At 68.5% G+C, this 26,428-nt stretch carries 20 protein-coding genes and 1 pseudogene; 10 read left to right on the top strand and 11 right to left on the bottom strand.

Going from position 1 to position 26,428, the window contains the following annotated elements; translation table 11 throughout:
- Window positions 1-253: 253 nt before the first annotated feature.
- Both VK92_RS36810 and VK92_RS43220 read left to right on the top strand, forming a co-directional pair.
- Window positions 254-1,177, top strand: a complete 924-nt coding sequence (locus VK92_RS36810; RefSeq protein ID WP_042973774.1) for a recombination-associated protein RdgC — start codon at window positions 254-256, stop codon at window positions 1,175-1,177.
- Between the two features lie 288 nt (window positions 1,178-1,465).
- A pseudogene (locus tag VK92_RS43220) lies at window positions 1,466-1,811 on the top strand (IS6 family transposase); the annotation flags it as partial.
- Between the two features lie 151 nt (window positions 1,812-1,962).
- Here the strand turns inward: VK92_RS43220 and VK92_RS36805 are convergent.
- On the bottom strand, window positions 1,963-3,387 hold the full coding sequence (locus VK92_RS36805) for an aminotransferase-like domain-containing protein (RefSeq protein WP_027792441.1): 1,425 nt from the start codon (window positions 3,385-3,387) through the stop codon (window positions 1,963-1,965).
- A gap of 553 nt (window positions 3,388-3,940) precedes the next feature.
- Between VK92_RS36805 and VK92_RS36800 the strand changes: the two genes are divergently transcribed.
- Window positions 3,941-6,118 carry a DUF4132 domain-containing protein gene (locus VK92_RS36800; RefSeq protein WP_048028444.1) on the top strand — a complete coding sequence of 726 codons (2,178 nt, stop codon included), beginning with the start codon at window positions 3,941-3,943 and terminating at the stop codon, window positions 6,116-6,118.
- Window positions 6,119-6,128: 10 nt separating this feature from the next.
- On the opposite strand, the gene VK92_RS36795 is transcribed toward VK92_RS36800, so the two are convergent.
- Window positions 6,129-7,541 (bottom strand): aminotransferase-like domain-containing protein, encoded by a 1,413-nt coding sequence (locus VK92_RS36795; RefSeq protein ID WP_048028443.1) that lies wholly within the window; start codon window positions 7,539-7,541, stop codon window positions 6,129-6,131.
- Between the two features lie 231 nt (window positions 7,542-7,772).
- On the opposite strand from VK92_RS36795, the gene VK92_RS36790 reads away from it, so the two are divergent.
- Together VK92_RS36790 and VK92_RS36785 are read left to right on the top strand one after the other, a co-directional pair.
- Window positions 7,773-9,002, top strand: coding sequence for an NAD(P)/FAD-dependent oxidoreductase (locus VK92_RS36790; protein ID WP_021157898.1), 1,230 nt, complete (start codon window positions 7,773-7,775; stop codon window positions 9,000-9,002).
- 40 nt (window positions 9,003-9,042) lie between these two features.
- Window positions 9,043-10,194 (top strand): branched-chain amino acid ABC transporter substrate-binding protein, encoded by a 1,152-nt coding sequence (locus VK92_RS36785; protein WP_021157897.1) that lies wholly within the window; start codon window positions 9,043-9,045, stop codon window positions 10,192-10,194.
- A 30-nt stretch (window positions 10,195-10,224) separates the two neighbouring features.
- On the opposite strand, the gene VK92_RS36780 is transcribed toward VK92_RS36785, so the two are convergent.
- From VK92_RS36780 to VK92_RS36770, 3 genes are all read right to left on the bottom strand, one after another.
- On the bottom strand, window positions 10,225-11,133 hold the full coding sequence (locus tag VK92_RS36780; protein WP_048028442.1) for a hypothetical protein: 909 nt from the start codon (window positions 11,131-11,133) through the stop codon (window positions 10,225-10,227).
- Window positions 11,134-11,222: 89 nt separating this feature from the next.
- Window positions 11,223-11,546 carry a TfoX/Sxy family protein gene (locus VK92_RS36775; protein WP_048028441.1) on the bottom strand — a complete coding sequence of 108 codons (324 nt, stop codon included), beginning with the start codon at window positions 11,544-11,546 and terminating at the stop codon, window positions 11,223-11,225.
- Between the two features lie 254 nt (window positions 11,547-11,800).
- Window positions 11,801-12,733, bottom strand: a complete 933-nt coding sequence (locus tag VK92_RS36770; protein WP_048028439.1) for a GlxA family transcriptional regulator — start codon at window positions 12,731-12,733, stop codon at window positions 11,801-11,803.
- An 83-nt stretch (window positions 12,734-12,816) separates the two neighbouring features.
- Between VK92_RS36770 and VK92_RS36765 the strand changes: the two genes are divergently transcribed.
- Window positions 12,817-13,533: a DJ-1/PfpI family protein gene (locus VK92_RS36765; RefSeq protein WP_048028438.1), complete on the top strand. Its 717-nt coding sequence runs from the start codon at window positions 12,817-12,819 to the stop codon at window positions 13,531-13,533.
- Window positions 13,534-13,569: 36 nt separating this feature from the next.
- Here the strand turns inward: VK92_RS36765 and VK92_RS36760 are convergent, their stop codons facing one another.
- Window positions 13,570-15,306 (bottom strand): site-specific integrase, encoded by a 1,737-nt coding sequence (locus tag VK92_RS36760; RefSeq protein WP_021157892.1) that lies wholly within the window; start codon window positions 15,304-15,306, stop codon window positions 13,570-13,572.
- A 473-nt stretch (window positions 15,307-15,779) separates the two neighbouring features.
- Here VK92_RS36760 and VK92_RS36755 point away from each other — a divergent pair, with 473 nt between their 5' ends.
- Window positions 15,780-16,982, top strand: a complete 1,203-nt coding sequence (locus VK92_RS36755; RefSeq protein ID WP_048028480.1) for a tetratricopeptide repeat protein — start codon at window positions 15,780-15,782, stop codon at window positions 16,980-16,982.
- A 56-nt stretch (window positions 16,983-17,038) separates the two neighbouring features.
- On the opposite strand, the gene VK92_RS36750 is transcribed toward VK92_RS36755, so the two are convergent.
- Window positions 17,039-17,230 (bottom strand): DUF2964 family protein, encoded by a 192-nt coding sequence (locus VK92_RS36750; protein ID WP_021157890.1) that lies wholly within the window; start codon window positions 17,228-17,230, stop codon window positions 17,039-17,041.
- A gap of 15 nt (window positions 17,231-17,245) precedes the next feature.
- The gene (locus VK92_RS36745; protein ID WP_021157889.1) at window positions 17,246-17,719 is read right to left on the bottom strand and encodes a universal stress protein; all 474 of its coding nucleotides are present in this window, start codon (window positions 17,717-17,719) and stop codon (window positions 17,246-17,248) included.
- Between the two features lie 365 nt (window positions 17,720-18,084).
- Here VK92_RS36745 and VK92_RS36740 point away from each other — a divergent pair, with 365 nt between their 5' ends.
- Together VK92_RS36740 and VK92_RS36735 are read left to right on the top strand one after the other, a co-directional pair.
- Complete coding sequence (locus tag VK92_RS36740) at window positions 18,085-18,846, top strand: 2-keto-4-pentenoate hydratase (RefSeq protein WP_048028437.1); 762 nt, start codon at window positions 18,085-18,087, stop codon at window positions 18,844-18,846.
- Between the two features lie 382 nt (window positions 18,847-19,228).
- Window positions 19,229-20,641, top strand: a complete 1,413-nt coding sequence (locus VK92_RS36735; protein ID WP_048028478.1) for a hypothetical protein — start codon at window positions 19,229-19,231, stop codon at window positions 20,639-20,641.
- 45 nt (window positions 20,642-20,686) lie between these two features.
- Here VK92_RS36735 and VK92_RS36730 read toward each other — a convergent pair whose 3' ends face one another.
- The 3 genes from VK92_RS36730 to VK92_RS36720 all read right to left on the bottom strand — a co-directional run bounded on the left by VK92_RS36730 (window position 20,687) and on the right by VK92_RS36720 (window position 23,770).
- Entirely contained in the window at window positions 20,687-21,739 is a 1,053-nt protein-coding gene (locus VK92_RS36730; RefSeq protein WP_048028436.1) for an AraC family transcriptional regulator, read from the bottom strand.
- Window positions 21,740-21,887: 148 nt separating this feature from the next.
- Window positions 21,888-22,220, bottom strand: a complete 333-nt coding sequence (locus VK92_RS36725; RefSeq protein ID WP_034196211.1) for a hypothetical protein — start codon at window positions 22,218-22,220, stop codon at window positions 21,888-21,890.
- Between the two features lie 32 nt (window positions 22,221-22,252).
- Window positions 22,253-23,770, bottom strand: coding sequence for a hypothetical protein (locus VK92_RS36720; RefSeq protein WP_048028477.1), 1,518 nt, complete (start codon window positions 23,768-23,770; stop codon window positions 22,253-22,255).
- Between the two features lie 431 nt (window positions 23,771-24,201).
- On the opposite strand from VK92_RS36720, the gene VK92_RS36715 reads away from it, so the two are divergent.
- Window positions 24,202-26,382 (top strand): hypothetical protein, encoded by a 2,181-nt coding sequence (locus VK92_RS36715; protein ID WP_048028435.1) that lies wholly within the window; start codon window positions 24,202-24,204, stop codon window positions 26,380-26,382.
- The last annotated feature ends 46 nt before the right edge of the window (window positions 26,383-26,428 follow it).

Below are 26,428 nucleotides of genomic sequence, written 5' to 3'. Positions count from 1 at the left end.
ACTCCACGACCGGAGGGCCGCTGCTTCGACCGAGACCGGCATTCGACGCTCGCGTCTGTCGGTGCGATCCTGTCCATGACGGGCATCGGGCGTCGGGCGCTCGCGCGAAGTCGCCGTCCGGCGTCAACGGTAAATTCAGCCGGTCCATGCGACAGCGCGATGGAATCGTTCAGCCGGTGTATCGACGTTTGATGCCCTGCCTGGCCGGCGAACGTCCCCGTCATATAGAATGATGCGCTTTGCCCGTACGCCCATGTGGTTCAAGAATCTTCAGCTTCATCGTCTTCCGGCCCCCTGGGCCGTGACCCCCGACCAGATGGAAGCCTGGCTGGCGCCCTACGCGTTTCAGCCGTGCAACAGCATCGAGATGCAGCGCTTCGGATGGGCGTCGCCGCGTGACGACGGCGCGCTCGTGTATTCGAACAACCGGCAGATGCTGCTGGTGTTTCGTTCGGAAAAGAAGCTGCTCCCGGCGTCGGTCATCAATCAGGTGACCAAGGCCCGGGCGCTCGAGGTCGAGGAGCAACAGGGCTTCAAGGTCGGACGAAAGCAGCTGCGCGAACTCAAGGAGCAGGTCACCGACGAACTGCTGCCGCGCGCGTTCAGCATTCGCCGCGATACTCGCGTGTGGATCGATACGGTGAACGGCTGGCTCGTCATCGATGCGGCTTCACAGGCGCTCGCCGACGAGATCCGCGGCCTGCTCGTCAAATCGATCGACCAGTTGCCGCTCGCCGGCGTTCAAGTGGCGCATTCGCCGGTTGCCGCGATGACGGACTGGCTGCTGTCCGGCGAGGCGCCGGGCGGATTCACCGTGGACCAGGACGCCGAGCTGCGTTCGAGCGGCGAAGGCGGCGCCACGGTGCGATACGTCGGCCACGCGCTGGAAGCGAGCGACATGCGCCGGCACATCGAGGCCGGCAAGCAATGCATGCGCCTCGCGATGACCTGGAACGACCGGATCTCGTTCGTGCTGACGCCGTCGCTGACGATCAAGCGCGTGACGCCGCTCGACGTGATCAAGGAGGCGGCGGATCCCACCGCACAGAACGACGACGAACGCTTCGATTCGGACGTCACGCTGATGACGGGTGAATTGGCGCGGATGCTCGCCGATCTCGTCGACAGCCTCGGGGGTGAACAGCAGCACGACTCGATTCAAAAGGCCGCCGCCTGAACGCCGTCGGTTGTCGCGGATCATGGCTCGGTGACGACGAGGCTTCGCGCTGACGCGATGTTTCGAGAAGACCTGTCGCCGCGCCGGCGACGGGTCGCACCTCAATGACGATCGTCGGGATCAGTCGTCAACGACGACCGTTTCCGGTTCGACTTCCGACATTCATCAAGAGACCGAAGCAACATCTATCGCCGACTTGCGACAAGAGTCGCTGACGCGAGTTCTCCACGATTCGCGAGCAGATTCGGCAACAGACAGGACGGGCAAAGCGAGGCAACGCTCGACGCGAAGCGGTGTGACAAGGCCGTGGCCCAATGCTTCTTCCAGCGAGTGCTACGCACCGGACAAGATCGTCACCTATCCGGAGCTCGCACGAGTGAGCATATTTTCGTCAGAACGGCTGCGCGCATGAACAACCGCGCCGAGAACAGTCATCAGCCCAAGTACGAACTCAAGCGACGCGTGCGCGGCTTTCGACTGCCGGAGCGGACGCAGGCATTCCTGCCGTGCTTCGCTCCGATTCGCCAACACATCGCGTTCAGTCGTCATTTGCTGCGGGCTTCACGCCACCGCAAGCAACTTCGCGACGCGATTCGAAACCCGGCGCCCTTTCACCGGTATTACCCCGAATCCGTGCGGCGACGCCTGCATGGCAGCTTCAACAGTGTGGTGTTGTCCTGCCAACGCCAACGTGGCAAAGCTCATCGCACTCCCCCGCCAAACCAAAAACAAAGCCGGCCCCAAGCCGGCTTCGTCATGCGCCCTCGAGCAACAACACGCCCCCGTCACTTCATGCAAGCCGAGGCGAGCTTCCCCACCGCAATCACCGCCTGCTCGATCTCCGGCGACCAAGGGCTGCTGTAGTTCAGCCGGATGAAGTTCCGGTAGTTGTCCGTGATCGAGAACATGTAGCCGGGCCCGATCGTGATGCCCTGCTCCAGCGCGAGCTGGTACAGCCGCATCGCGTCGACCTGCGCGGGCAACTCGACCCACAGCACATAACCACCCGCCGGGCTCGAAATGCGCGTGCCTTCCGGGAAAAACCGCGACACCATCGCCCGCATCAGGTTCGCCTGCTGCGCATACGCCTTGCGCAAGCGCCGCAGGTGATGCTCGTAACCGTCGCGTTCGAGAAACTCCGCGATCGCGAGTTGCGGCAACGACGGCGTCGCAAGCGTGTTCAGGAATTTCAGCTTCTCGACCTGATCGCGATAACGGCCCGGCAGCGCCCAGCCGATCCGGTACGCGGCCGTCAGGCTCTTCGAGAACGACGAGCAATGCAGCACAATCCCGTTGCGGTCATACGACTTCAACGAACTCGGATGCGCATCGCCGAAATACAGTTCGTTATACACACCGTTCTCGATCAGCGGCATTCCGGCCTTCGTCGCGAACTCGACCAGTTCGCGCTTGCGTTCGTCGGGCATCTGGAAGCCGAGCGGGTTCTGGAAGTTCGGCATCACCATGCACGCGGCGATCGGTTGCGACTTCGCGATCGCGGCCAGCGCCGCGATGTCGATCCCGTATTCCGGATGCGTCGCCACCTCGATCGCCTTCATCCCCATCCGCTCGATCGCGTGCAGCATCGCGTAGAACGTCGGCGATTCCACCGCGATCGTGTCGCCCGGTTTCGCCACCGCCTGCAGGCACAGGTTGATCGCCTCGGTCGCGCCGACCGTCACGATGATCTCGTTTGGGTCCACCGACATCCCGTTTTCCAGGTAGCGCCGTGCGATCTGACGGATCAGCCGCGGATGCCCGGGCGGCAATCCGTCCGTCACGCCCCACAGCGACTTGTCGCGGCCGGCCGCGTACGCATAGCGGTTCAGCTTCTCGAACGGGAACAGGCTCGGGTCCGGGTACGGCGAGCCGAGCGGCACGGCGTCGTCGGTGCCGATCGAACGCAGCGTCGACAGCACGAGCCGGCTCACGTCGACCGACGACGAGATCGCGATCGGCTTCGACGGCCGCAGCTCGCGCACCGGCGCATGACCGTCGTCGCGCCGCAGGTTCACGAAATAGCCGGACTGCGGGCGGCTTTCGAGCAGCCCGCGGCTTTCCAGCAGCAGATACGCGTGCAGCACGGTCGTGATGCTGATCCGGTGCTGCTGGCTCGCCTGCCGCACCGACGGAATCCGGTCGCCGTGCCGGTACACGCCCTGGCGGATCAGGCGCTCGATGTCGTCCGCGAGCTTTTCATAGAGTTTCATCGGGTGCCTCCCGCCGGCCTGCGCAGCCGCCCCGTCCCGCTGCGCTCATCCGATACGCACGGGTTCCGCCCGTCGGCCGGGCCATCGTGATTCCTGATCTTTCCCTCCGGTTTTGCCTTTTCCATCGCACTGGCTCGCTCTTGAAGATGCGCCAGCAGGGTTCCGGTACGACTGGATCTGCGGCACTGTGCCCTTGATGCTGGAATCTTAAGAGCAGAACAGTTGGCGACGAGTACACACATCGTTCGCGCGAACAAGAGTACAGTTCGGCGCGAATCGCGCATCGTGGGCGAACTGTACGTCTTATGAAACGGCCGGGCCGCCGCAAGCGGCGCACAGCGTGGCCGGATCGGCCCGGAACGCCCGCCGCACGGCCTTCCGTCCGGCTGCATCAATTGGGGTGCAATACTGTGCGTCCGCTCGGTTTTCATTCCCGGAGTCAGACCATGCAGTACACGATCGAACAGGCACCCAACCTCGGCGGCGTGATCCGCGCTGCCCGGAACGTACGGAAATGGCGCAGGAACGATGCGGTCGGCACCGGGGCCCGCGGATGACTGATCGCGCCCTCGTCGACCAGCTCGTCGCGCGGCTGACCAGCCGTGCCGACCATCAGCGCTTCGCCGGCGCGCCGATCGACCTGTCGACGCTCGACGCGCACGCGCTCGGCGCGGTCTGGCCGGCCCTGCGCCGTGTCGAGTACGAGATCATGGTGCACGACCAGGCATTCGAGGATCCGCGCGCGGATTTCGCGCGCTGGCTGCACCGGCAGATCGATGCGCTCGGACTCGTGCCGCTCGTCGACGCCGACGCCGCGCTCGAACTGTTCCGCGACATCCCGGCCGGCGGCTGGAAACGCGCACTGGAGGAATTGCCCTGTCTCGACGCGCTGCCGTCGCCCGCGCTGCAGGCCGAACTCGCGCGCATCGCGGGCGAGCCGGAGGAAGGCGACGAGCGCACCGCGGCCAGCACGTATGGCGTGTATACGCTCGACCGGTTCGCCGGCCGCCGCGACTTCTCGGCGCGACGCGACGCGTATGCGCAGGCGCTGGCGGATTCGCCGTTTCGCGTGCGCGAACTCGACGTGCTGCCCGAACTCGGGCTGGCCGGGCTGCTCGCGCTGGCCGCGACGAACAACGGTTATTTCGCGCCGAGGCGGTTGTGGCTCGACTTGAGCGATCCGGCCGTCACGCTCGCGGAAGACGCCGCGTATGTCGCGTTTGCGCGCGATGCGCTGACGGAAGCCGCGCAACGACTGGCGGCGCTCCATGCGGGCGCCGTCCCATACGAGGCCGATCGGGCATTCACGACCGACGACGCGCAGGTCGTCGCCCGGGCCGCCCGCGTGGCCGCCTATCGCGACGAAGCATGGCTGCGCCCGCTGATCGGGCCGCTGCTGACCGGCGTGTGCGTCGCGCCGACGGCCGCGAAGACCGCGCCGTCCCAGTCGCTCGCGATCGCGCTCGGCCACGCGGTCGAGACGATCCCGACCCCCGAGGGCGTGCGCGCGCTGCGCGATGCACTCGCCATCGTGCGTCACGCCGGCGTGCAGAAGAAGCTGGCACGCAACCTGAAACCGGCCGAGCGCGCGCTCGGCGAGCGGCCGCACACCGCGCTGCGCATGACGCTCGACGCGAAACCCGACAAGAAACAGCTCGCGATGCTCGCGACCTGCATGGAAGCCGGCTTCTGGCAGTCGATGACGCTCGGCCACGCCGAATGGCGCGAACGCCTCGTCGATGCGCCGGCCGGCGCCGTGTTCGCGGCGCGCACGATCTGGCACGCGCGCGGCCGCGATGGGTCGACGCAGTCGTTCATGCCCGAGATCGCAAAGGGCAAGGTCGTGCTGCGCGACGCGGCCGGGCACGCGATCGACATCGCCGGCGACAGCGACATCCGGTTATGGCACCCGCTGCTGGCCGATGCGGACGAGCGGCTCGCGTGGCAACGCGCGATCGTCGGCCGCACGCTGCGGCAGCCGGTCAGGCAGGCCTTCCGCGAATACTACGTACCGGCCGACGGCGACGCGTCCGCCAGCGATTCCGCGATGTTCGAAGGCCACGTGCTGTCGAGCCGGCAGTTGATCGGCGTCGCGCGTCGCGAAGGCTGGTCGATCCGCGCGTACGACGACGGGCTCGTCCGAGAATTCGGCGACGTGCGCGCGACCTTCTTCGTCGATGCGCGGCTCTATCCGGGATCGGAAAGCCACGGCACGTCGCGCCGGCTGCACTTCGAACGCCGGCACGACCGGCACTGGATACCGCTGCCGATCGGCGAAATCGATCGTGTGGTGTTCTCGGAAGTGGCGCGCGCGGTCGATCTGCTCGTCAGCGTCGCCGCGTTCGCGCTCGACGACGACGCAACCCGCGCGGCAACAGCCGCGCTCACGGCCGACCCGGTGCGCCAGCGCGAGCGCGAAGCACAACGCTGGCAGCGTCTGAACCGGTTGTCCGACGTGCCGCTGGGCACGATGGCGCGGCATCGCCGGCACGTGCTGTCGCTTGTGTTCGCCGGGCCGGTGGCGCAAGGGAAGATGACGATCGATGAACGGCATGTGCGCGTCGGCGCGTGGTCGGTGCATTGCGCGACCGGGCGTGTGACGCGCGACGGCGAACCCGTCGATGCGGCGATCGAGCCGCCGCCGTCGCCGCTGCGCGCGGTGCCGTGGCTGCCTTACGACGAAGCGCTGCTGCAGCGGATCGTCGACGTCGTCGCGGGGTTGCTCGATTGAGCGGACGCCGTCAGATCGAACCGAACAGCGCGCGCGGCCGGTCCTTCAGCGTGCCGGCGAGAATCCGCAGCCCGTTGACGAGTTCGTCGCGCGAGGCCGGGCACGCGAGGTTGATGCGCACGCCGTGCTCGATCTCCGCGCGATCGACCGCGAACGTCGACGACGGCATCACGATCACGCCGCGCGCCTTCGCGTTCGCGGCGAAGTCGTCGGCGCGCCACGGCGGCGGCAGGCGCAACCACACGAACATGCACGCCGGATCGGATTTCAGCTGCCCGGCCGGCAACAGCTCCCGCGCGAGATCGACGCGCGCGCGGATCTCCGCGAGTTGTGCGCCCATGATCCGCTCGGCGGTGCCGTCCTCGATCCACACGGTCGCGATCAGCATCGACGTGGGGGCCGGCATCCACGCGGTCGTGCGCACCGCCTCCGCGCACAGTGCGACGCTGTCGCGCGGGCAGCTCAGGTAGCCGAGGCGCAGCCCCGGCGCGAGGATCTTCGACGTCGCGCCGATATGAAACGTCAGCTCGGGGCACAGCCCCGCGATCGCCGGCAGCCGGTCGCGCACGAGCGGGCCGTATACGTCGTCCTCGATGATCGTCACGTGATGGCGGCGCGCGATGTCGACGAGCGCCATCCGGCGCGCGAGGCTCATCGTCGTCACGGTCGGGTTCTGCAGGTTCGGCACGACGAAGATCGCCTTGACCGGCATGCGCTGGCAGATCCGCTCGATCTCGTCGGGCAGCAGGCCGTCGTCGTCGGCCGGCGCGCTGACGATCTCGAACTGGAATACCGGCGCGAGCGCCTTGAGCCCGTAATACGTGAGGCGGTCGGCCACGATCACGCCGTCGGTGCCGATCAGGCTGTTCAGTACCGCGTACAGCCCGTGCTGCGCGCCGCTCGTGACGACCACCTGGTCGCGCGACGGCGCGAAGCACGGCGCGGCGAGCCACTGCGCGCCGGCGGCGCGCGCCCAGTCGGGGCCCTGCGGCGGCTGGTATTCCTGGAGGGCGGCGAAACGCGGGTCGTTCGGCAGCGTGCCGAACGTCTGCGCGAGGCTCGCGAGAAACTCGCCGGTGGCCGGGCGGTTCACCGTCAGGTCGATCACGCCGTTGCCCGCCGCGAGCGACGCGCGGGCCGGCTCGATGCTCGGCATCGCGCCGCCGGTGACGAGCGAGCCGCGCCGTTTGCTGCCGATCACGAGGCCGCGCAGCTGCAATTCCTTGTACGCCCGGGACACGGTCGACACGTTGATGCCGAGCTCGGTCGCGAGCTGGCGCTGCGGCGGCAGGCGGCTGCCCGGCGGATACATGCCGCTGCGAATTTCCTCCTCGATCGAGCTCGATACCTCGACGTAGGTCGGCCGCTTCGCCTGCGCCGGCGCGCCGCCGTCGCGCTCGCCGGAAAGTTTGTCTGATGCCATTTATCGCCCGTGACCACACAAAAAGCGTTTGTCTGCCATTTTGACCTGCCCAGCGATTGTATCCGACATCCCCTCCCCGTCAAACGTCAGTTGAAAAGTCTGTCGAATCAGTCAGTTGGAATCGGGTAAACACTAGCGCCACACAATCTCATTTTGATTGCACACAAAAAATTACTGTGTGATTCTTGATCGCAACTTTGTGTGAATCATGTGGACCGGAGGGAACGCGTCATGGCGAATGTCGCCATCGTGGGTGCAGGCTTCATCGGGCTCGGCGCGGCTGCATGGCTGCAGCGCGACGGGCATCGCGTGACGCTGTTCGACCCGGCCGGCATCGGCCAGGGCGCGTCGTTCGGCAATGCCGCGACGTTCGCGCCGTACGGCTGCGTGCCGGTGAACGGCCCGTCGGTGTTCCGCGACATGCCGCACTTCCTGTTCGCCGCCGACAGCCCGCTGCGCATCCGCTGGCCGTACCTGCTGCACGGCGCGCCGTGGCTCGTGCGGTTCCTGCTCGCATCGACGCCCGCGCGCCACGCACACAGCGCGACCGCGCTGGCCGCGCTGCTGTCGCGCGCCGCCGACGGTTATGCGCCGCTGCTTGCACCGTCGCGGCTCGCCGCGTTCGTGCGGCCGCGCGAATGCCTGTACCTGTATGCGCGGCAGGCGTCGTTCGACGCCGCGCAGCCGTCGCTCGCGCTGCGGCGCCGGCTCGGCGTGCCGTTCGAGACGCTCGACGCGAGCGCAATCCGCCGGCTCGAGCCCGCACTCGCGCCGATCTTCACGCGCGGCGTGCTGTTCGTCGGAAGCTGGCACTTCTCCGATCCGTGCGGATTCCTCGGCGCCCTGTTCGCGCACCTCGCCACCGGCGGCGCCGCGCTCGAACGCACGCGCGTCGAACGGATCGAGCCCGCCGGCGACAGCGTGACCGTGCATGCGGGCGGCGCCGTGCGCACGTTCGATCACGTCGTCATTGCCGCCGGCGCCCGCTCGCGCGCACTCGCGGCCGCGTGCGGCGACACGGTGCCGCTCGATACCGAGCGCGGTTATCACGTGCAGTTCGGCGCGCACGAGCCGATCGTCTCGCGGCCGGTCGGCTGGGCCGAGCGCGGCTTCTACATGACACCGCTCGACGAAGGGCTGCGCGCGGCCGGCACCGTCGAACTCGGCGGCTTCGACGCGCCGATGAATCCGTCGCTCGTCGCGCTGCTCACGCGTTCCGCGCGCGAAGCCGTGCCGTCGCTCGGCGCACCGACGCGCAGCTGGCTCGGCTTCCGGCCGACGCTGCCGGACGGCGTGCCCGTGATCGGCCGCGCGCGGCGCAGCGCGCGCGTGATCCATGCATTCGGCCATCAGCATCTCGGCGTGACGCTCGCCGGCATCACCGGGCAAATCGTCGCCGACCTCGTCGCCCAGCGCGCACCGCCGCTGGACCTCGCACCGTACCGGGCCGCGCGATTCTGACGCGCGCCGCGATTTTCACCACTGCAAGGAGGCATCCATCATGAATCGTCGTAACTGGCTGGTTTGGCTGGCCGTCTGCTCGATCGGCACGGTCGGCGCATCCGCGCAGGCCGCGGACCCCGAAACCGTCAAGATCGGCTTCGCCGGCCCGCTGACGGGGCCCGTCGCGCGCGTCGGCAAGGATCTGCAATACGGCGCGCAACTCGCGCTCGACGAAGAGAACGCGAAACATCCGACCGTGGGCGGCAAGCCCGTGCGCTTCGTGCTCGACGTACAGGACGACCAGGCCGATCCGCGCATCGCGATCCAGGTCGCGCAGAAGCTCGTCGACGACGGCGTGGTCGGCGTGATCGGCCACTACAACTCGGGCTGCAGCATTCCCGCGTCGGCCGTCTACAAGCAGGCGAACGTCGCGATGATCACGCCCGGCTCGACCAATCCGCAACTGACGATGCAAGGTTTCAAGAACGTGTTCCGCACGATGGGGCACGACGGCGTCGGCGGCGTGGTGGCCGGCCGTTTCGCGGTCGAGCAGCTGAAGGCGAAACGGATCGGCATCATCGACGATCGCACCGCGTTCGGCCAAGGTCTCGCCGACGCGTTCGAGAAGGGCGTGAAGGACGCGCACGGCAGCATCGTGTCGCGCGAATACACGAACGACAAGGCCGTCGATTTCCGCGCGATCCTGACGACGATGAAGAGCAACAACGTCGACCTGCTGTTCTTCGGCGGCCTCGACGAACAGGGCGCGATGCTCGTCAAGCAGATGCGCTCGCTCGGCATCCGCGCGCAGCTGTTCGGCGCCGGTGCATTGAAAAGCAATGCATTCCTGAAGATCGCCGGCACCTCGGGCGAAGGCACGCAGGATCTCGAACCGGGGCCGGCGCTCGACAAGCTGCCTTCCGCCGTCGCGTTCGCGCAGCGCTACAAGGCACGCTTCAACCAGGATGTCGAGCTCTATGCACCGTTCTCGTACGACGCGGCGCTCGCGATGATCGCGGCGGTACGCAAGGCCGATTCGCTCGATCGCGGCAAGATCGTCGCGAGCCTGCCCGGCGTGTCGGTCACCGGCGTGACCGGAAAGATCTCGTTCGACGAGCGCGGCGACCTGATCAAGCCGCCGTACACGCTGTTCCGCGTCGAACAGGGGCAGTGGCACAGCATCCGCACGGTCGGCGGCGCGTCGAACTGACGCGCGGCGGCGCGACCGGGAACCACACCGTCATCGCGCCGCCTGCTGCCGCTGCACCTCCTGCGCTTTCATCTGCAGATACGCGCCGCGCTCGACCTCGTGCAGCTGCTGCGGATACTGCTCGGTCGCGTCGAACCAGCGCGCGAGGCGCTGGTCGAGCGGCTTGTCGAGCGTCGCGAGATACGCATCGATCGCGAGGTAGTAGCGCATCGTGTTGCGCTCCAGCAGCCCGCGCACGCCGCCGACGTACTGCGGCTGCGCGGCCGATCCGCCGACGTTCGTGAAGCCGACCTTGTCGCTGCCGACGGTCGCGAGGTAGGTCTTCATCGCCATGCGGCCGACCGTGCCGAAACCATACGAATACGTGAGATGCAGGAACGTGCGCGACGCGCCGACCGGCACAGCCTCCAGTGCGATCCGGTAATCCTTCGTGCCCATCGGGCCGCTGTCGGCGGTCAGGTCGACCTGGAAATAGTCGGGCGATGCGGCCGCCACGCGATAGCGGAACTGCACGCGATAGGTGTCGGACAGCTTCTGCTGGATCTTGCGGCCGAGGTTCACGTCGAGCACCGGGCCGTTGCCGCCGCCCGATGCATGACAGTACTTCGTGTTCAGGTGCAGGATCAGCACCGCGCACCAGTTCGCGGGGCCCTGCGCGGGATCGTCGAGCTGGCCGCTCACGACCGAGAACGGATAGTTGACCACCGCGTAGATGTCGCCCTTCAGCGACGACGATGCTTCCGCCGATTCGAGCACCAGCGGCCGATGAAACGCGTTGTCCTTCAGTTGCGCGCCGAGGCTGCGGTAACGGTCGAGCAACGCCGCCGCATCGTCCGCGCCGAACGACAGCGCGCTCCAGCCCGTACACAGGGCCGCGACGAGCGCGTACCGGGCGCAGCGAGCCAGCCACGTGCCGCGCGGATGTCCGGATGTCTTCATTCTTGTGCTCCCGCCTGGCGCGCGAGGGTCGCGCACCTGTGTCACAGAATACGCCTGGCCGCAGCGCAACATTGCATGCGAAAAGGCCGCTATCGACGCCGCTTCACCGGCACCGGCAACTGCGCGGCGGTGATCCGGATCAGCGTCGACAGCCATTCACGATCGTCCCAGCGCTCGCCCGAGATGACGAGGTGAGGCTTCGCGCCCGGATACGGCGAGCCTTCCTCGCACGTGCCGAGAAACGCTCGGCCTTCGGGCGTCGGCTTGACGAACAGCCGATCGTCGCAGACGAGCGCCGCCATCTTGCCGTCGCAATAGATACCGTACTCGCCGAACATCTTGCGCGCCGATACCGTGCCGGCCGCCGCCATCTGTTCGACGATGAAATCGACTGTGCCCTGGCTCGATGCCATCCCTGCTCCTTGCAAAAAGGTGTATGACCGCAGCGTGTGCCCGACCGTTCCACCTGATCGGCGGATGCGCTGCGGTGCGTCATCCATTCGCCGGCGGAACGCGCATTCGGGTGCATTCAGGCACATGCAGGCATTCCCGGCCCGCAACACGCTGCGTGCCATGCCGTGTCGTTCCGTGTCGCGACAGTCACATGACGGCGCGCGGCCGAGCGAGACGACCGCGATCGACGACGTAACAATGCGACAACGCCCGCCTACGAACGCAATGCCGACGGCGCGACGCCCAGCCAGCGATGAAAGCTGCGCCGCATGTTTTCGGTATCGCCGAAACCGCACTCGTTCGCCACGCGCTGCAGCGACGACGCCCCGCTTTCGAGCGCCGCGCGAGCGGCTTCCACGCGCAGTTTCTCGACGGCCTTGGCAGGCGTGAGGCCGGTTTCCGCCTGGAACGCCCGCGCGAACTGACGCGGGCTCATGCACGCCTGCTCGGCCAGGTCGCTCACGCGCAGGCGTGCGCCGAGATTGCGGCGAATGTGGTCGAGCAACGGCTTGAAGCGCCCTTGCGCGCTGTCGAGTTCGATCAGCGCCGAGAACTGCGACTGTCCGCCGGGGCGCCGGTAGTACACGACCAGCCGTTTCGCGACGGCGCGCGCGAGCCGTTCGCCGCGATCCTCGCCGATCAACGCGAGCGTCAGGTCGATGCCGGCCGTGATGCCGGCGCTCGTCCAGAACGGCCCGTCGTTCACATAGATGCGATCGAGCGCGAGCCGCACCTGCGGAAACGCCCGCGCAAACCGCTCGCCGCAGCCCCAGTGCGTGGTCGCCAGCCGCCCGTCCAGCACACCGGCGGCGGCCAGCAGCAGGCTCCCCGAACAGACACTCGCCACGCGGATGCCGCGCGCCGCGCAGCGCCGGACGAACGCGCACGTCGCCGCGTCGGCCATCGCGGCATCGACGCCATCGCCGCCCGCGACCAGCAACGTGTCGAGATCCGCCGCATCCGGCAACGATTCGGCGTGCCAGCTCACGCCCGACGAACTGCGCACCAACCCCGGCTGCGCCGCGACGATGCGAACCGCGTAATACGGCGTGCGCGCGTAGTCGGCCATCTCGAACGCGGAAACGGGCCCGGCGGCATCCAGCACCTGGAAACCGGGATATACGAGCATGGCGACGCGATGGGTCATGGCAGAAAGTGCGGGAGAAATGACATTGCGACGGACAGCGCGCGGCGCGATGCTACACGCCGCTCATACCTTGGGAGATCGTGATGGCCACCACGCCGTTCATCGTCGTATTCGCATTGTTCGATCATGTCACGCAGCTCGATTTCACCGGGCCGGACGAAGTGTTCTGGCGTCTGCCGGGCGCGCGAATCCGGCGGGCCTCGGTGCGCGGCGGATCGATTCGCGCGGACAGCGGCCTGACCGTTGCCGAGGTCGAGCGGCTCGCCGACATCGCGCACGCCGATCTCGTCTGCGTGCCGGGCGGGCTCGGCGTGATCGATGCGATCGCCGACGCTGCATTCGTCCGCGAGGTGCGCCGGCTCGCGCTCGGCGCCCGCTATGTTACCTCCGTGTGCAGCGGGTCGCTGGTGCTCGGCGCGGCCGGGTTGCTGCAAGGCCGGCGGGCCGCCTGCCACTGGGCGTGGCGCGACCTGCTGCCGCCGTTCGGTGCGATCGTCGACGAAGGCCGCGTGGTGCGCGACGGCCCGGTCGTCACGGGCGGCGGCGTCACCGCCGGCATCGACATGGCGCTCTCGGTGATGGCCGACCTGGCCGGCCCGGCCTACGCGCAAGCGGTGCAGCTCGGCATCGAATATGCGCCCGAGCCGCCGTTCGACTGCGGACGTCCCGAGCGGGCCGCGCCGGACATTCTCGCATCGGTGTCCGCGCTGTTCGAGCGCGTGCGGCCCGATCGTCATGCGGTCGTGGCGCGTGCGGCGCAGCGCCTCGCGCAACCCGACGCGAGCCGACAACCGGCATGACGCGCACGCGGGCCCTGCCGGATCGTCGCGACGCCGTTACTTGTCTGCCGCAAACGCGCTCGACATCTGCCGCGCCCGCTTCACGTCGTCGCCGTGCAGGTAGATCGACGTCGTCGAGATCGACGCATGCCGCAGGTTGTCGCGCACGGTCGTCAGCTCCGCGCCGCGCGCCAACGCATGCGTCGCATGCGTATGACGCATCCAGTGCGGGCTCGCCTGCCGCAGCTTCTGCGCGAGCGCGGGGTTGTCGGCCTCGACCTGATCGGCCGTCTGCGTGAAGAAACGCTGCATCACCTTCCACAGCCGCACGCTCGTGATCGCGGCCGCGCCGTCTTCCGCGAGGCTCGCGATCAGCGGCGTATCGGGCCGCCAGCGCACCGGCGTGACCGGCAGCCGGCGTGCGACCAGGTAACGGTCGAGCGCCGTGCGCGCGAGCGGCGGCAGCGCGACGCGCGCGGCCTTGCCGCCCTTGCCGACCACCTTCAGCCATGCGTCGCCGTGCGCATCCGTCTCGATGCCGCCGAGCGTCGCGCCGACCAGTTCGCTCGCGCGCAGCCCGGTCGCATAACCGAAATCGAGGATGAAGCGCAGCCGTTGCGCGGCGGCCGGCGTCCAGCCCGACTGCGGCGCACCGGCCGCCGTGCCGGTGCGGAACTCGAGCCCGTCGGCGATCGTGCGCACGAGCAGCCATTCGCCTTCGGTGAACGCGTGCGACGTGTCGAGTGCGTTCGCGCCGCGCGTGTCGCGCACCTTGACGCCCGCGAACGGATTCGCCAGCAGGTAGCGCTGTTCGATCAGCCAGCGAAACAGCGCGCCGAGCACCGACAGCGTGTACGCCGCCGAACGCGCGGACAGCGCGCCCGAGAACGGCCGCCAGTCGGGCGCGCCGCGCGGCCGCACGGGCCCGACCCAGCGTTCGTGCGGGCTCGGGCGCCGCACGAATGCGCGATACGCGACCGCGTCCTCGGTCGTCAGCGACGACAGCGCGCGGCCGCGCTCGACGATCGCCCACAGGATCAACCGCTCCGCCTCCTTCCGGTACGCACGCCGCGTCGCGGCCGATTCGTGCAGCGACAGCCACGCGTGCACGGCCGCGTAATCGTTGTCCGCATCGAGCGTGCTGGTCGCGCGCGGCGCGCGGAACGTGCCGGCCGAGCCGTCGACCTCGTGCGGCAGCTTCAACTGCTCCCACGGCACGATGCTGCCGCGCGGCGTCGCCGCGATCAGCGCGCGCGCCCGTTCGGTCAGGTCCGGATGCGCGGCGAAAAACGCCTCGATGTGCCGCGCACCGGCCACGCCGAGGCCCGCGATCGCACGCCACCACTGGCGCCGGCGCGGAATCCGCACCGTGAGATCGGCGAGCGTCGCGATCCCGTGCGCCCGCAGCGCGGCGACCGCACGCGCGGGCAGCCACAGGCCGACGTCGTCGCTGATCTGCGGGACCGGCGCGCGCGCATGACGCAGCAGGCCGATCGCTTCGGCGGCCGCCTTCGCCTCCCGAATACGCTCACCGTCGGGATGACCGAGACGCTCCGCGAGATCGGGCCGGCCGGCCTGTCGTGCGACGCGCACGAGGCGGCGGCGAATCCCGCCGATCACGCCGCGCGCCGAGCGCCCTTCGCCGAGACGATCGGGCAGGTAGCGTTCGACAGCCTGGCGCACGGTCATGCCGGCGTACCATGCGCGCAGCGCGGCCAGTTCGTCGGCGTCGGGATAACCTGCGGGCGCAGGCGCGGAATCGGAGGAAGGCGGTGAGGCGAGGCGCGGTTTCATGGGCGCCAGTTTGACAGAAGCGCGCGCGGCCGGATACGTCGCGCACGGCGCTCCGGGGGTGGCGGGCGCCGAGGCGCGCCGGAAAGATCGCAGCGGTGACGCGTAGCGCGAAAGGATGCGAGGATCGATCGAATTGCGGTCGTTTCACCCGTTTCATCGCTGTGGAATCGATTATCGTGCGGGTCGACATGTCACGACCCGACACGAGTCGCGACATCGTCGATCCACGTGCGACACCGAAACCAAACGGGAAACGAGCGCCCGGTACACGCCTGCTATGCTGCGCACTGCATTCGCGCGTCATGCGTCCGCCGCTTCCTTGCATGACGCTGCGGCGCGCGGGTTCCGCACTGAATTGCGCCGAGCGACCCTACGATCCGCCGCAGGCCGCCGACGATTGCGCAACAGCGTCAACGCATGTCGATTTCAGGCCGTCGAACAACAAGATCCATACCGACAAGCACGCCAATTTCATGACATTCCGACTTCTCGCCACGCTCGCTGCCGCGGCCTTGAGCTGCGCCGTGCTGCCCGCTGCCCACGCGCGCACCTATGTCCCGCCGACAGCGTCGTTCGGCAACGGGCCCTATGTGCATCGGTTCGTGCTGCGCGACCCCGTCACGCACCGGCCGCTGCCGAATGCGCGGTACCGGCTGCTGCTGCCCGGACACGCGATCGCGGGGCTGCCGCCCCATCAGGCAGGCGGCGACAGCGTCGTGTTCGGCACGACCGATGCCGCCGGACGCACCGTGCGGATCCGCCTGCCCGCGCGGTACCCCGAGAGCCAATGGGCGCTTCAGCCTGTCGTGGGCGAAGGCGACAGCGGCGGGACGTTTCAGGTGATCGACGAAGATACGGGGCGGCCCTACGGCCATTACCCGTACGTACTCGACGTGACGGGGGAATACCTCGTCTGCGGGCGCATCGATGCCAACGGCTACACCGTCTTCGTGCAGTCGAACGTGGACCGCAAGCTCAGGTTGCGTCGCACGGTATTGCGCGCGCCGGCGGACACCGACTGGTGTGCGGGGCCCGGCACGGACATCGCCAACCATGCCGGCGATCCGGGCACGCCCGATCTCTACACGCAGTATCTCGGCAGCCTGGTCGCCGACGGCCGGCACCTCGGCCGGGCACTCCGGGAACAGATCGCGGCCAAGATGATCGCGCTGGCGATTGCCGAGCGGGACGAAGGCCGCATCGACACCGCGCTCGACGCAGGCAATTTCTCGGGCGACCTGTTGAACGGCATCGGCTACGACCTCGTCAACGCCGGCCTGACGATCGATCGTGCGATGGCGATGATCGATGCGCGCCTCGCGCAGTCACCCGATGACCCGTATGCGCTCGACAGCAAGGGCTGGGCGCTCCATCGCCTCGGTCGCGACGACGAAGCGCTGACGTGGTTCGACCGGTCGATCGCGATCCTCGCGAAGGAAGGCGACGCGGACAAGGACGTACGCGAAGCTCATGCGACCGGGCTGACGCACAAGGGCGAAGTACTGTGGAAGCTGGGCCGCGCGGATGACGCGCGCGATGCGTTCGCGCAGGCGCGGAAGATTCAGCCGGACAACGCGGACCTGGAAGAAACACTGAAGCGGCTGAACGTGGGGGCGAGCCCGGACGGCGCGGCGTCGCCCGATATGAGCGGTACGAGCGGTACAAGCGGTACGTAAGCGCACGCACGCGCCGCGCGCCGTGATTTCAGGGAGCGACGCCGCGTAACGCGTCGTCACTCCTCGCCTTTCGCGCCCGGATTGAGCATCACGACGAAGCCTGCCACGCCGACGACCAGCGCGACCGCGCCGCCGCGCAGCGCCATCGCGTTGTCGAACAATAGCCCCGTCACGACGGCCATCATCCCCACGAGCGAGACGAACACGGCGATCGCCGCGACGACGATCCGGGATTGGCGGCGTATCATTGCGCCCCCTCCGGGTTACGCGGCCGCAGCCGCTACGTCGGCATCGTCGCCGCGAATCAGCAGCACCGGGCACTTCGAGCCGCGCACGAAGCGCTCGGCGACACTCCCGAGCAGCACGCGCCGGATGCCGCGCCGCCCGTGCGTGCCGACCACCGCGAGATCGATCCCGCCTTCCTTCACGTAGCGCTGCAGGCGTTCCGAGATGTCCTCGCCGATGCTCTCCGTCTCGACGAGTTCGGCCTCGCCTTTCGCACCGGCGAGCGCGATGACCTGTTCGGCTTCACGCAGCACCTTGCGCCCGTCGTCACGCATTTCCTCGACGAGCGCGTGCGGATCGAAACGGCCCGCGTAAGTGAACAGCACCGACTTGTCGACCACATACACGGCACTGACGTGCGCGTCGCCTGCCAGCGCGACCTTTACGGCCTCGGCAAGCGCCAGTTTCGACGAAGCGCTGCCGTCGACGGCCACCATGATCTTCTTGTACATGCAAACCTCGCTGGGGTGAATTGCCGCGCGGCTGGGTGCGCGCGGCCTGTCACCATCATCGGCGGACGGCGGGTTCGAATGTTGACGGCGATCAAGCGAGCGACCATGCCGGCTGCGACCGGCCGACGCAGGGCACGGCACACGCGCCGGAGCCCGCACCCTTGTGCGTCTTCGCGTATGCGGCGCGCGATACGCGTGCCTGTCGAACCCGCCGGCGCGCGACGGAATCCGCCGGGCCCGCGGCGGCCGCGCGCCGCCCGCGCGCACCGGAATCGAGCGGTCACCATGCCGAAGGCGCTATCATCGGATGTGCGACTTTCGTCCGGCCCTTATTTGCCGGCCCACTTTCAACTCGCTCAACCGACATGACAACGACTACCGAACGCGTGGACGGCGCCGCCCAGCATCTCGTCGCCGCCCGCCATGCCGGCTCGCCCGGCCCGCTGCTGCCCGATGCACTGCGCCCCGACGACATCGACACCGCGCTCGCGATCCAGCAGCGCGTGGCCGACCTGCTCGGCGAACCCGTCGGCGGATGGAAATGCGCGCTGCCGCCGCCCGACCGCGTGATCCTCGCACCGATCTTCGCGTCGACGATCCGCGAGGCCGATGCGCCGTACCGCGTCGTCGGCGGCCCGATCGTGCGGATCGAACCGGAAATCGCGTTCGTGCTCGATCGCGACCTGCCCGCGCGCGAACAGCCGTACGACGAACAGGACGTGCGCGACGCGATCCGCGAGGTGCGCATCGTGCTCGAGGTGCTCGGCTGCCGCTATGCGGAGCCCGCGCGCGCGTCGAAGTTCGAGCTGCTGGCCGACGGGCAATTCAACCAGGGGCTGTGCGTCGGCCCGGTCGTGCCCGACGGGCTGAACGTGCCGCTCGAGACGCTGGCGCTGTCGTTCGAAGGCGCGCTGAACCGCACGATCGACGGCCGCCATCCGGACGGCGATCCGCTGAAGCCGCTGGTGTGGCTCGTCAACTTCCTCGCATTGCGCGGCGACCCGGTGCGCGCCGGGCAGATCGTGACGACCGGATCGTACGCGGGCGCGATCGACGTGCCGCTCGGCGATGCGCTGACGGTTCGCTTCGGCGAGCTCGGCAGTTTGTCGGTGACGTTGACGGCCTGATGCACGCGGCGCGCGGGCCCGGCTGACCGGCCGGCCCCGGTCGCCAATCGCCGCCGTCCGGCCGTTCAACCATCCCTGGAAACCATCCCTGGACGACGTGACGTCCATGACAAACCGCAGCAACTCACACAGAGTGACTCCGATGGGTGAAACGACGGGCCCGTTCGACGCGGGTGTGGGCACACCGCGCGACCACACCCTGACCATCGAGACGCTGACGAAAGACATCGCGCGGGACTGACACCGCGAGCGCTCGCGTTCCGCGCCGGCGCGACTGCCCTGCCATCCGCTCTTTCGGCCACACCGTGATAACGTTGCACATCCCCGCGCGCACCGCGCCCCACCTCTTGGCATGCGCACCGCTTTCACGCCGATATCGAACATGTCGCTGACACCGCTTCCCGCCCTGCTCGACGAAACCCTGCGCACCGTCGTGCGCCGCTACCGGCTGCCGCCGCTCGACAGCGCGTCGTCGCCGGCCGACGCCGCGAACCCGGCCGCTACGCTCGCGATCGTGATCGAGGAAGCGCGCAGGATGCGAAGCGACGGGCACACACTCGACGCGGCGCTGCGGCAGCGCTTCATCGACGCCCTCGCGCGGATGATCCGCGATGCGATGGATACGCATTCCGGCGATCCCGCGTTTCAGGCCGCGGTGCTGCGGCACGATGCGCCGAGCGTGCGCGAATACGCGTCGTTGTCGGCACACGCGGAGCAGGACCGTCGCGCGCTGCATTCGGCCGTCAACGCGATCGCGCACCCCGCCAAGCTCGAGCGCAGCGCCCGGCCGTGGCAACGCGACGGGCTCGCGCGGCTGCATGCGGCCGCCACCGGCGCGTCGTGGGCCGATCTGCACGACACGCTGCGGCACCTGCTCGCACTGCCCGACATGAAGACCGACCCGGCCTTCGAACAGGACATCGTCAAGCTGAAAGACAGCCCCGCGCTCGAACGCCTGCTGCGTGTCGACGCCCTGGCATCGGACGAGCACGTGCGCCGCTACCGTGCGTTGTGGGTCCGCCAGGGCCCGCTCGAAGGCAGCTCGGTCGCCGTTGCACAGGGCGTCGCATCGCAGCAGCGCGGCGCAGCCGTCGAAGCGCTGGCCGCGCAGGCGCTCGACGCGCTGGCCCGCAGGCTCGACGCCGTCGACGCACGCCGCACGTACCGGGTGGTGACGTCGATGCGCGTGCCGTCGTCGATACCGGGCCGGCACGATCGCGCGAAAACCGAATGGGACGCGATCCTGCTCGAACGCCCTCGCGGCGACGACCCGGCGCCCGCGTGGAACGTGCGCTTCCTCGTCGAAGCGAAAGCGTCCGCGGATGCCGCGACGACCGACCTGCCGCGGCTGCTGCGCGGCCTGACCCTGCTCGCGCAGGCCGACCCGGACACGATCTATTCGTTCGAGACGCACCAGGGCACGGTGCGCGTGCACGGCGCGTCGCTGCGGGCGCTGACGACCGACGACGCCGCGCTGCAACGGGAAGTGCTCTATTGCTGCGATGCGTCCGCGGACGCGACGCCGCGCCTGCTGGGCGCCGCGAGCCGGATGCAGTTGCTGTCGGCGCAAGCCAGCCTCGAGTACGCGAGCGCGCTCGCGCAACAGCCGCATACCCCCCCTGACGGCCTCGGCGTCGTCTGGCACGCGCTGCTGACGATGCCGCAATGGCATGCGGTGTTGCACCAGTACCCGTCGTTGCGGCAGGTGCGCGAGCTGATGGTGGCGATCGACGACTTGCGGGCCGCGATCGACGAGGTCGATGAAGGCGGCGCGGCCAGCAGCGTGTACGCGTGACGCACGAAACGAGCCGCCGCGCGGCGTCCGGAACGCGCGGCCCGCTCAGTTGGTGAGCACACCGAACGGCAGCGTCCATCCTGCCAGCCGGCCGCCATCCCCCCATCGATCGCCGGCCGCATCGCACGGCAGCAGAATCGGCGCGGCCGCGCATTCGAGCGTTTCCTTCGGCGTATGGCCGAACTCCGCCTTGAACAGCCGGTGGAAATACTTCTCGTCGGGAAAACCGTGCGCCCACGCGATTTCCGCGATGCGCTGATGCCGGCGCTGCGGGTCGCCGAGCACGTGGTACGCGTGACGCAGCCGCCGCCGCGTGATCTGCCGCATCACGCCGCCGTCTTCCTTGAACAGCTGGTAGAGCCGCGCTCTCGACACGCCGATGTCGCGGCAGATCCGGTCGGGATCGAGGTCGGGCTCCAGCAGATGCATGTCGATGTAGCGGCGGACCCGCTCGGCCAGCGCCCCGTCGATCGGGCCGCGTGCGTCGTGCAGCGCCTGCGCGGTCGGGGCGACGGCCGCGGCGAGCAGCAGCAGCATCGACTGGACGATGCTCGGGATCTCGTGCGTGCGCAGATTCGGCAGATTGCGGAACAGCGACAGCATGTGGTCGCCGAGCAGCCGCCCGACGCCGCTCGTCAGCGTCTGCCCGTGCGCCTGCGCCGCATGGCTCGGCAGCAGGTACCTGGGCACGACCAGACTGATCACGTCGCCGGCCTCGACCCTGCAGTCGTTGATCTGCGCGACGTCGTACACGAACACGTCGCCGGCGCCTTTGATCAGTTCGGGCCCGCCGGTGTGGCTGGCCATCCGGCCACCGAGCAGCAGGGTGAAGCGGATCGAATCCTGTCCGTCGAGGCGGATCCGCCGCGTGGTCCGATGCACCCGGTAGGCCGGCGCGCGCGATCGCCAGTGGCGGCCCGACAGGATCAGCGGGCCGAGTGCCGCGCCGCTCGCTTCCGCGTCGAACGCGCCGTGGCCGCCGTCGTCTTCCAGGCGGCAGTCGCACAGCATGTCCTTGACCCAGACGTGGAACCTGTCCCGCTCGGGGTAGTCGATGGTGCGAAACTTGAAAACGGGGACGAATGCCGCTTGATCCATGACAGTGTTTTTATCGAGCCGACACGAGAGGATAGATCGGTTCGCAGATTATCGGACCAAACTGCGCCGGCGCAAGGCCGGCGCGGCACATCGTCCACCCATGCGGTCGACGGGCGCCTCGCGACGGGCGCCGTCGTTGCCGCGGCCATCAGCGTTGCGGATGGCATTCCCAGTTGTTGTACGTCGGCCGATCGATCGGCGTGAGCCCCGGAATCATGAACACCGTACAGCCGAAACGCCGCCCCTTGCCGGTCGTCGCGTCGTAACTCACCTTCTGGCCACCGAGCCCGTCCTTCTTCCCGTACTGCACGTTGGCGATCGTGATCTCGTCCGACGACGCGAGCCCGAGCGTCTTCGCGGTCGATGTCTGCACGTCGACCATGTTCATCTGCGTCGAACCGCACGCGGACAACACGAGGCCGGCCGCCGCCGCGCCCAGCGCCGTCCGCAAGGTGACGGCGCATTGCAGGATCTGCTTCATGGTTTCTCCTTCGAATTCCCGGTGGGGCACGATTACGAGCCCGGCGTAAAAAAGCTGGACTGGATCTGGCTGCCGACGTTCGCGACGAACGATTGCCAGACGAGCGCCATCGCCCCCGCGGCATTGACGGCCAGCGCCGGCCACGACCCGTCCTGCGGATCCAGCGTCGACGTGCTCCACGCCCCGTTCCGATAGCCGGCCACGAGGAGGAGCGACGCGTTCGGTGTGCCCGTGTCCTGCCAGGCGACGGTCACGTTACCGGCCGCGTCGATCACCAGCGGCGGGTACTGGAGCGCCGCCCCGTTCAGGTGTTCCGTCAACCGCTGCAGCGCCCCCCAGTTTCCGCCGGCATCGGACACGCTAGCCTGCAGGACCGCGCCCCCTTCCGCCCACATCGCCGCGGCCACGCCGTTTTCGTTGACGGCCAGCATCGGTGTCGCGATGAAACCCGTCGGCTCCGCGATCGCCGGCGCCACCGGCTGCGAGGGCTGCCATCCGGTTCCGGCGACGTAGCGCTGCGACATCGTGGCGGTGTAGATCTTCCCGCCCGTCACGTCGAGTTGCCCCCAGAGCAGCGTGATGTTGCCCTTCGCGTCCATGCCGGCGACCGGCGAGATGATCGTCGTGAACAGGCTCGTATTCGATACGGCCTGGTTGACGTTGGTCCAGCCGTTGGTCGCGTCGTAGGTGGCCGTCCACAACGCCGACTTCGTATGGTTGGTCTGCCGCCACGCGAGCACCGCGCGGCCGGACGACAGGACCGACAGCATCGGCCTCACGTTGTCCGTATCGCCGGTCACCGCGCCCGGCCCGGTCTGCACCGGCATCTGGACCAGCGCCGTCGGCGACCACTGTCCGGCCTGCGTATAGCGCGTCCACGCGATGCGCGTGTCGAGCAGGCTGATCGACTGTGTCCATGTGACGAGCGCGTTGCCCTGGCTGTCCATGCCGGCCGAATAGGACGAACCGGCCATGTCCGGCACCAGTGCGACCGGGGTGCCCCAACCGCCATTCGGGGTGTACGGGCGTGCCCACAGGGCATACGTGTTGGGGCCCGGCGTCCACTCGGTCCAGAAGGCGACCGCCTGCCCGCTCGCGTTGCCGACCAGTTGCGGTTGCACCCCGGTCAGCGAATTCATCGCATGCGAACCGTCGCTCGTGTCGAGCCGCGTCGCGCTTCCCCAGCCCGAGCCCGGCACATAGCGTGCGCCCCACATCTCGTTGCCGGTCGTGCCGGCCGTGCCGTTGGTCATCCAGGTGGCGAGCGCGTTGCCGCTCGCGTCGATGGTCACGCTCGGCTCGCCTTCCGGCCCCTTGCCGTCCACCGCGGCGGCCTTCGACCAGCCGGCCTGCGGCTGCGTGGTCCCGCCGCCCGTCGGCCCGCCGTTCGAGCCGCCGTTCGAACCGCCGCCGGGCGAGGTCGAACCGGACGGTGAACCGGGATTGTTCGGCGACGACAACGATGCGCCGCCGTTCGTGGCAACGTCGTCACCGCCGCATGCGGACAGCGCGAGCGCGGCTGCCATGACCATCCATGCAATGGGTTTCATCGGAATCCTCTTTTTCTCTTTCCGGCGTACTCTCGTCTGCCGTTCGCCGACACGCTGTGCCGCACCGATCGGCATATTGATAAGCAATGCTATTGAACAGGCACGAAAACCGGTGTCCGTTCGCCCCCCGTCATGATCGGCTCCGTCGTGCGGATCGATGCGAACACCGCCCTCGGCAGACCGCCCCCGTCCGGCAGCGAGGACGCCGACCGACGTCTGTCGTCGAAGGTCCGTCGCTGCCGGCTGCATCTTAATTCAGGCGGTCCGGATTCAAGGTGGCGATGCGTCCACACTGAGTGGACTTCCATTTCGCCGGCCCGCCTGCGCGCGCTCGCGGCCGGGGCCGCGGGTGCGGTACGATACGCGCCGGGGCAAAACGCCTCACCTGAGAGACCCGGCCGCTGCGGCCCCACACCCGGCACAAGAAAAAAATGCCCAGAAACCCATTTCTGTACCGACACCTGTTCGCCGCGCTGGCGGCCGGCCTGTTCTGGATTCCGGCTGCCCATGCCAGCGGCGACGATGGCTGCTACGCGCCCACCACGCTCCGGCAGACCGCCTACTCGTGCGCCAACCTGCCGATGCTGAGCCCCGCGAACGACACGCGCATCAACGCAATGCTGATGATGGTCGACAGCGCCAAGGTCGCGCAGGCGTTTCCGGACCCGAAGACGATCCCCGCGAAAGACCGGATCAACCAGATCATCGTGCCGTTTCCGATGGACTTCTCCGGGTGGATCTACATCGGGCAGAAGGAGCCTGACACGACCGCCAAGGCCGACAACACGGCGGATAGCGACGCGTCGTCGAACCGCTACGCCGACGGCGAAGGCAGCATCTGCCACAGCATGAACTCGGGCGCCGACGCGTTCAACGACGCACTGGGCGGTGCCGGCGGCCTCCCCGCAGACGAAGCCGCACGCCTGCGCGCGGCCCGCGCCGACATCGCGCAGAAGACCTGCAACGCCGGCGGCGCGAGCGCCGCGTGGACGAAACCGCCGGTCAAGTCGCCGCTCGGCCAGCAGTTCGCCGCGTACCTCGACGGCACGAACGCGTTCTACCGCGCCGATTTCCTTACCGCGACCCGGGCCTTCGCGAACGCGTCGCACAGCGCGAACCCGTGGCTGAAGGAAACCGGGCTCTACATGGCCGGGCGCGCGCAGCTGAACGCCGCGCAGGCCAACGTGTTCGACAACGACAACCCGACGCCGTCGCTCGGCCGCGTGACGAAGGTGTCGCTCGACGCCGCGAATACGGTGTTTCGCACCTACCTGAAGATCTATCCGCAGGGACGCTACGCGACCTCCGCGAACGGGCTGTTGCGGCGGGTCGCATGGCTCGGCGGCAACGTCACGCAGCAGGCCGACCTGTACGGCCACGCGCTCGCGCGCTGGTCGCCGGCGACGTCGAACGTGCCGCTGATCCAGCTGGCGAACGAACTCGACAGCAAGCTGCTGTTCGGCTCGGAATTCGACGCGCGCCAGATCCAGTCGCCGACCGTGCTCGCGACCGTCGACCTGCTGCGCATGCGCACGTCGGACAACAGCGATTCGAGCCGCAGCAAGCCGCTGACCCTGGACGAACTGCAGGCGCAGAAGCCGCGCTTCGCGAACGCGCCCGCGCTCTACGACTACCTGCTCGCGACCTGGTATGTCCAGATCGGCCACAAGCCGGACGCCGCGCTCGCGTTGCTGCCGCAGGCGCCCGCCGAGCCGCTCGACTACTTCGGCCTGAGCCAGCAGGCGCTGCGCGGGTTCGCGCTGGAGGATAGCGGCCAGGCCGACAAGGCGCGCCAGCTGTGGCGCGACCTGATCCCGCTCGCGAAATTCCGCTTCCAGCGCGAAGCGCTGGAACTCGCGCTCGCGATCAACCTGGAACAGGCCGGGCTCGTCAACGACGCGTTCGCCGACGATTCGCCCGTGCAGAACGCCGCGATCCGCGCCGTGCTGCTGCGGCGCGCCGCCAATGCGGACCTGCTGCGCGCGCAGGCACAAAACCCCGCGGCCGGCAGCGCGCTGCGCGACACCGCGCTGTACACGCTGTTGTACAAGGAACTCACGCGTTCGCACTACGCCGAGTTCATCGCCGACGCCGCGCTGGTGTCCGGCACGCCTGCCGATCCGTTGAAGCCGTTCGTCGCGCCCGGCGCGAAAAACGAAGACGGCTACACGTGCCCGTCCGCGCGCGACATCGCGGCGACGCTCCAGCAGAATCCGGCCGACGCGAAAGGGTTGAACTGCCTCGCCGATTTCGTGCGCGTCAACCCGCTCACGGCCAACCTCGAAGGCGATGCGGTGCCTCCGTGGATGCGCAACGCGTCGTCGGCGACCGCCGCGCGCGTACCGCCGACGCTCGGCGCGGCGCCGTCGCAGTTCGCGGGCAAGCCGTACGAGCGGATGTCGAGCTACGTGACGGTGATGGCCGATACGCAGGCGAACCCGAACGACCGCGCGTATGCGTACTACCGCGCGATCAGGTGCTATGCGCCGGCAGGCTCCAACGAATGCGGCGGCAAGGACGTGCCGAAGAACGTGCGCAAGCGCTGGTTCGATACGCTGAAGGCCAGCTACGCGGGCAGCCTGTGGGCGCAGAAACTCCGCTACTACTGGTAAGCGCCGCGTGAAGCGTGTCGCGAATGTCGCGATTGTCGCGTATGTC

This window comes from Burkholderia sp. LK4, from assembly GCF_001043615.1.
GTDB lineage: Bacteria > Pseudomonadota > Gammaproteobacteria > Burkholderiales > Burkholderiaceae > Burkholderia > Burkholderia cepacia.
This window is presented reverse-complemented; position numbering and strand designations above follow the sequence as displayed.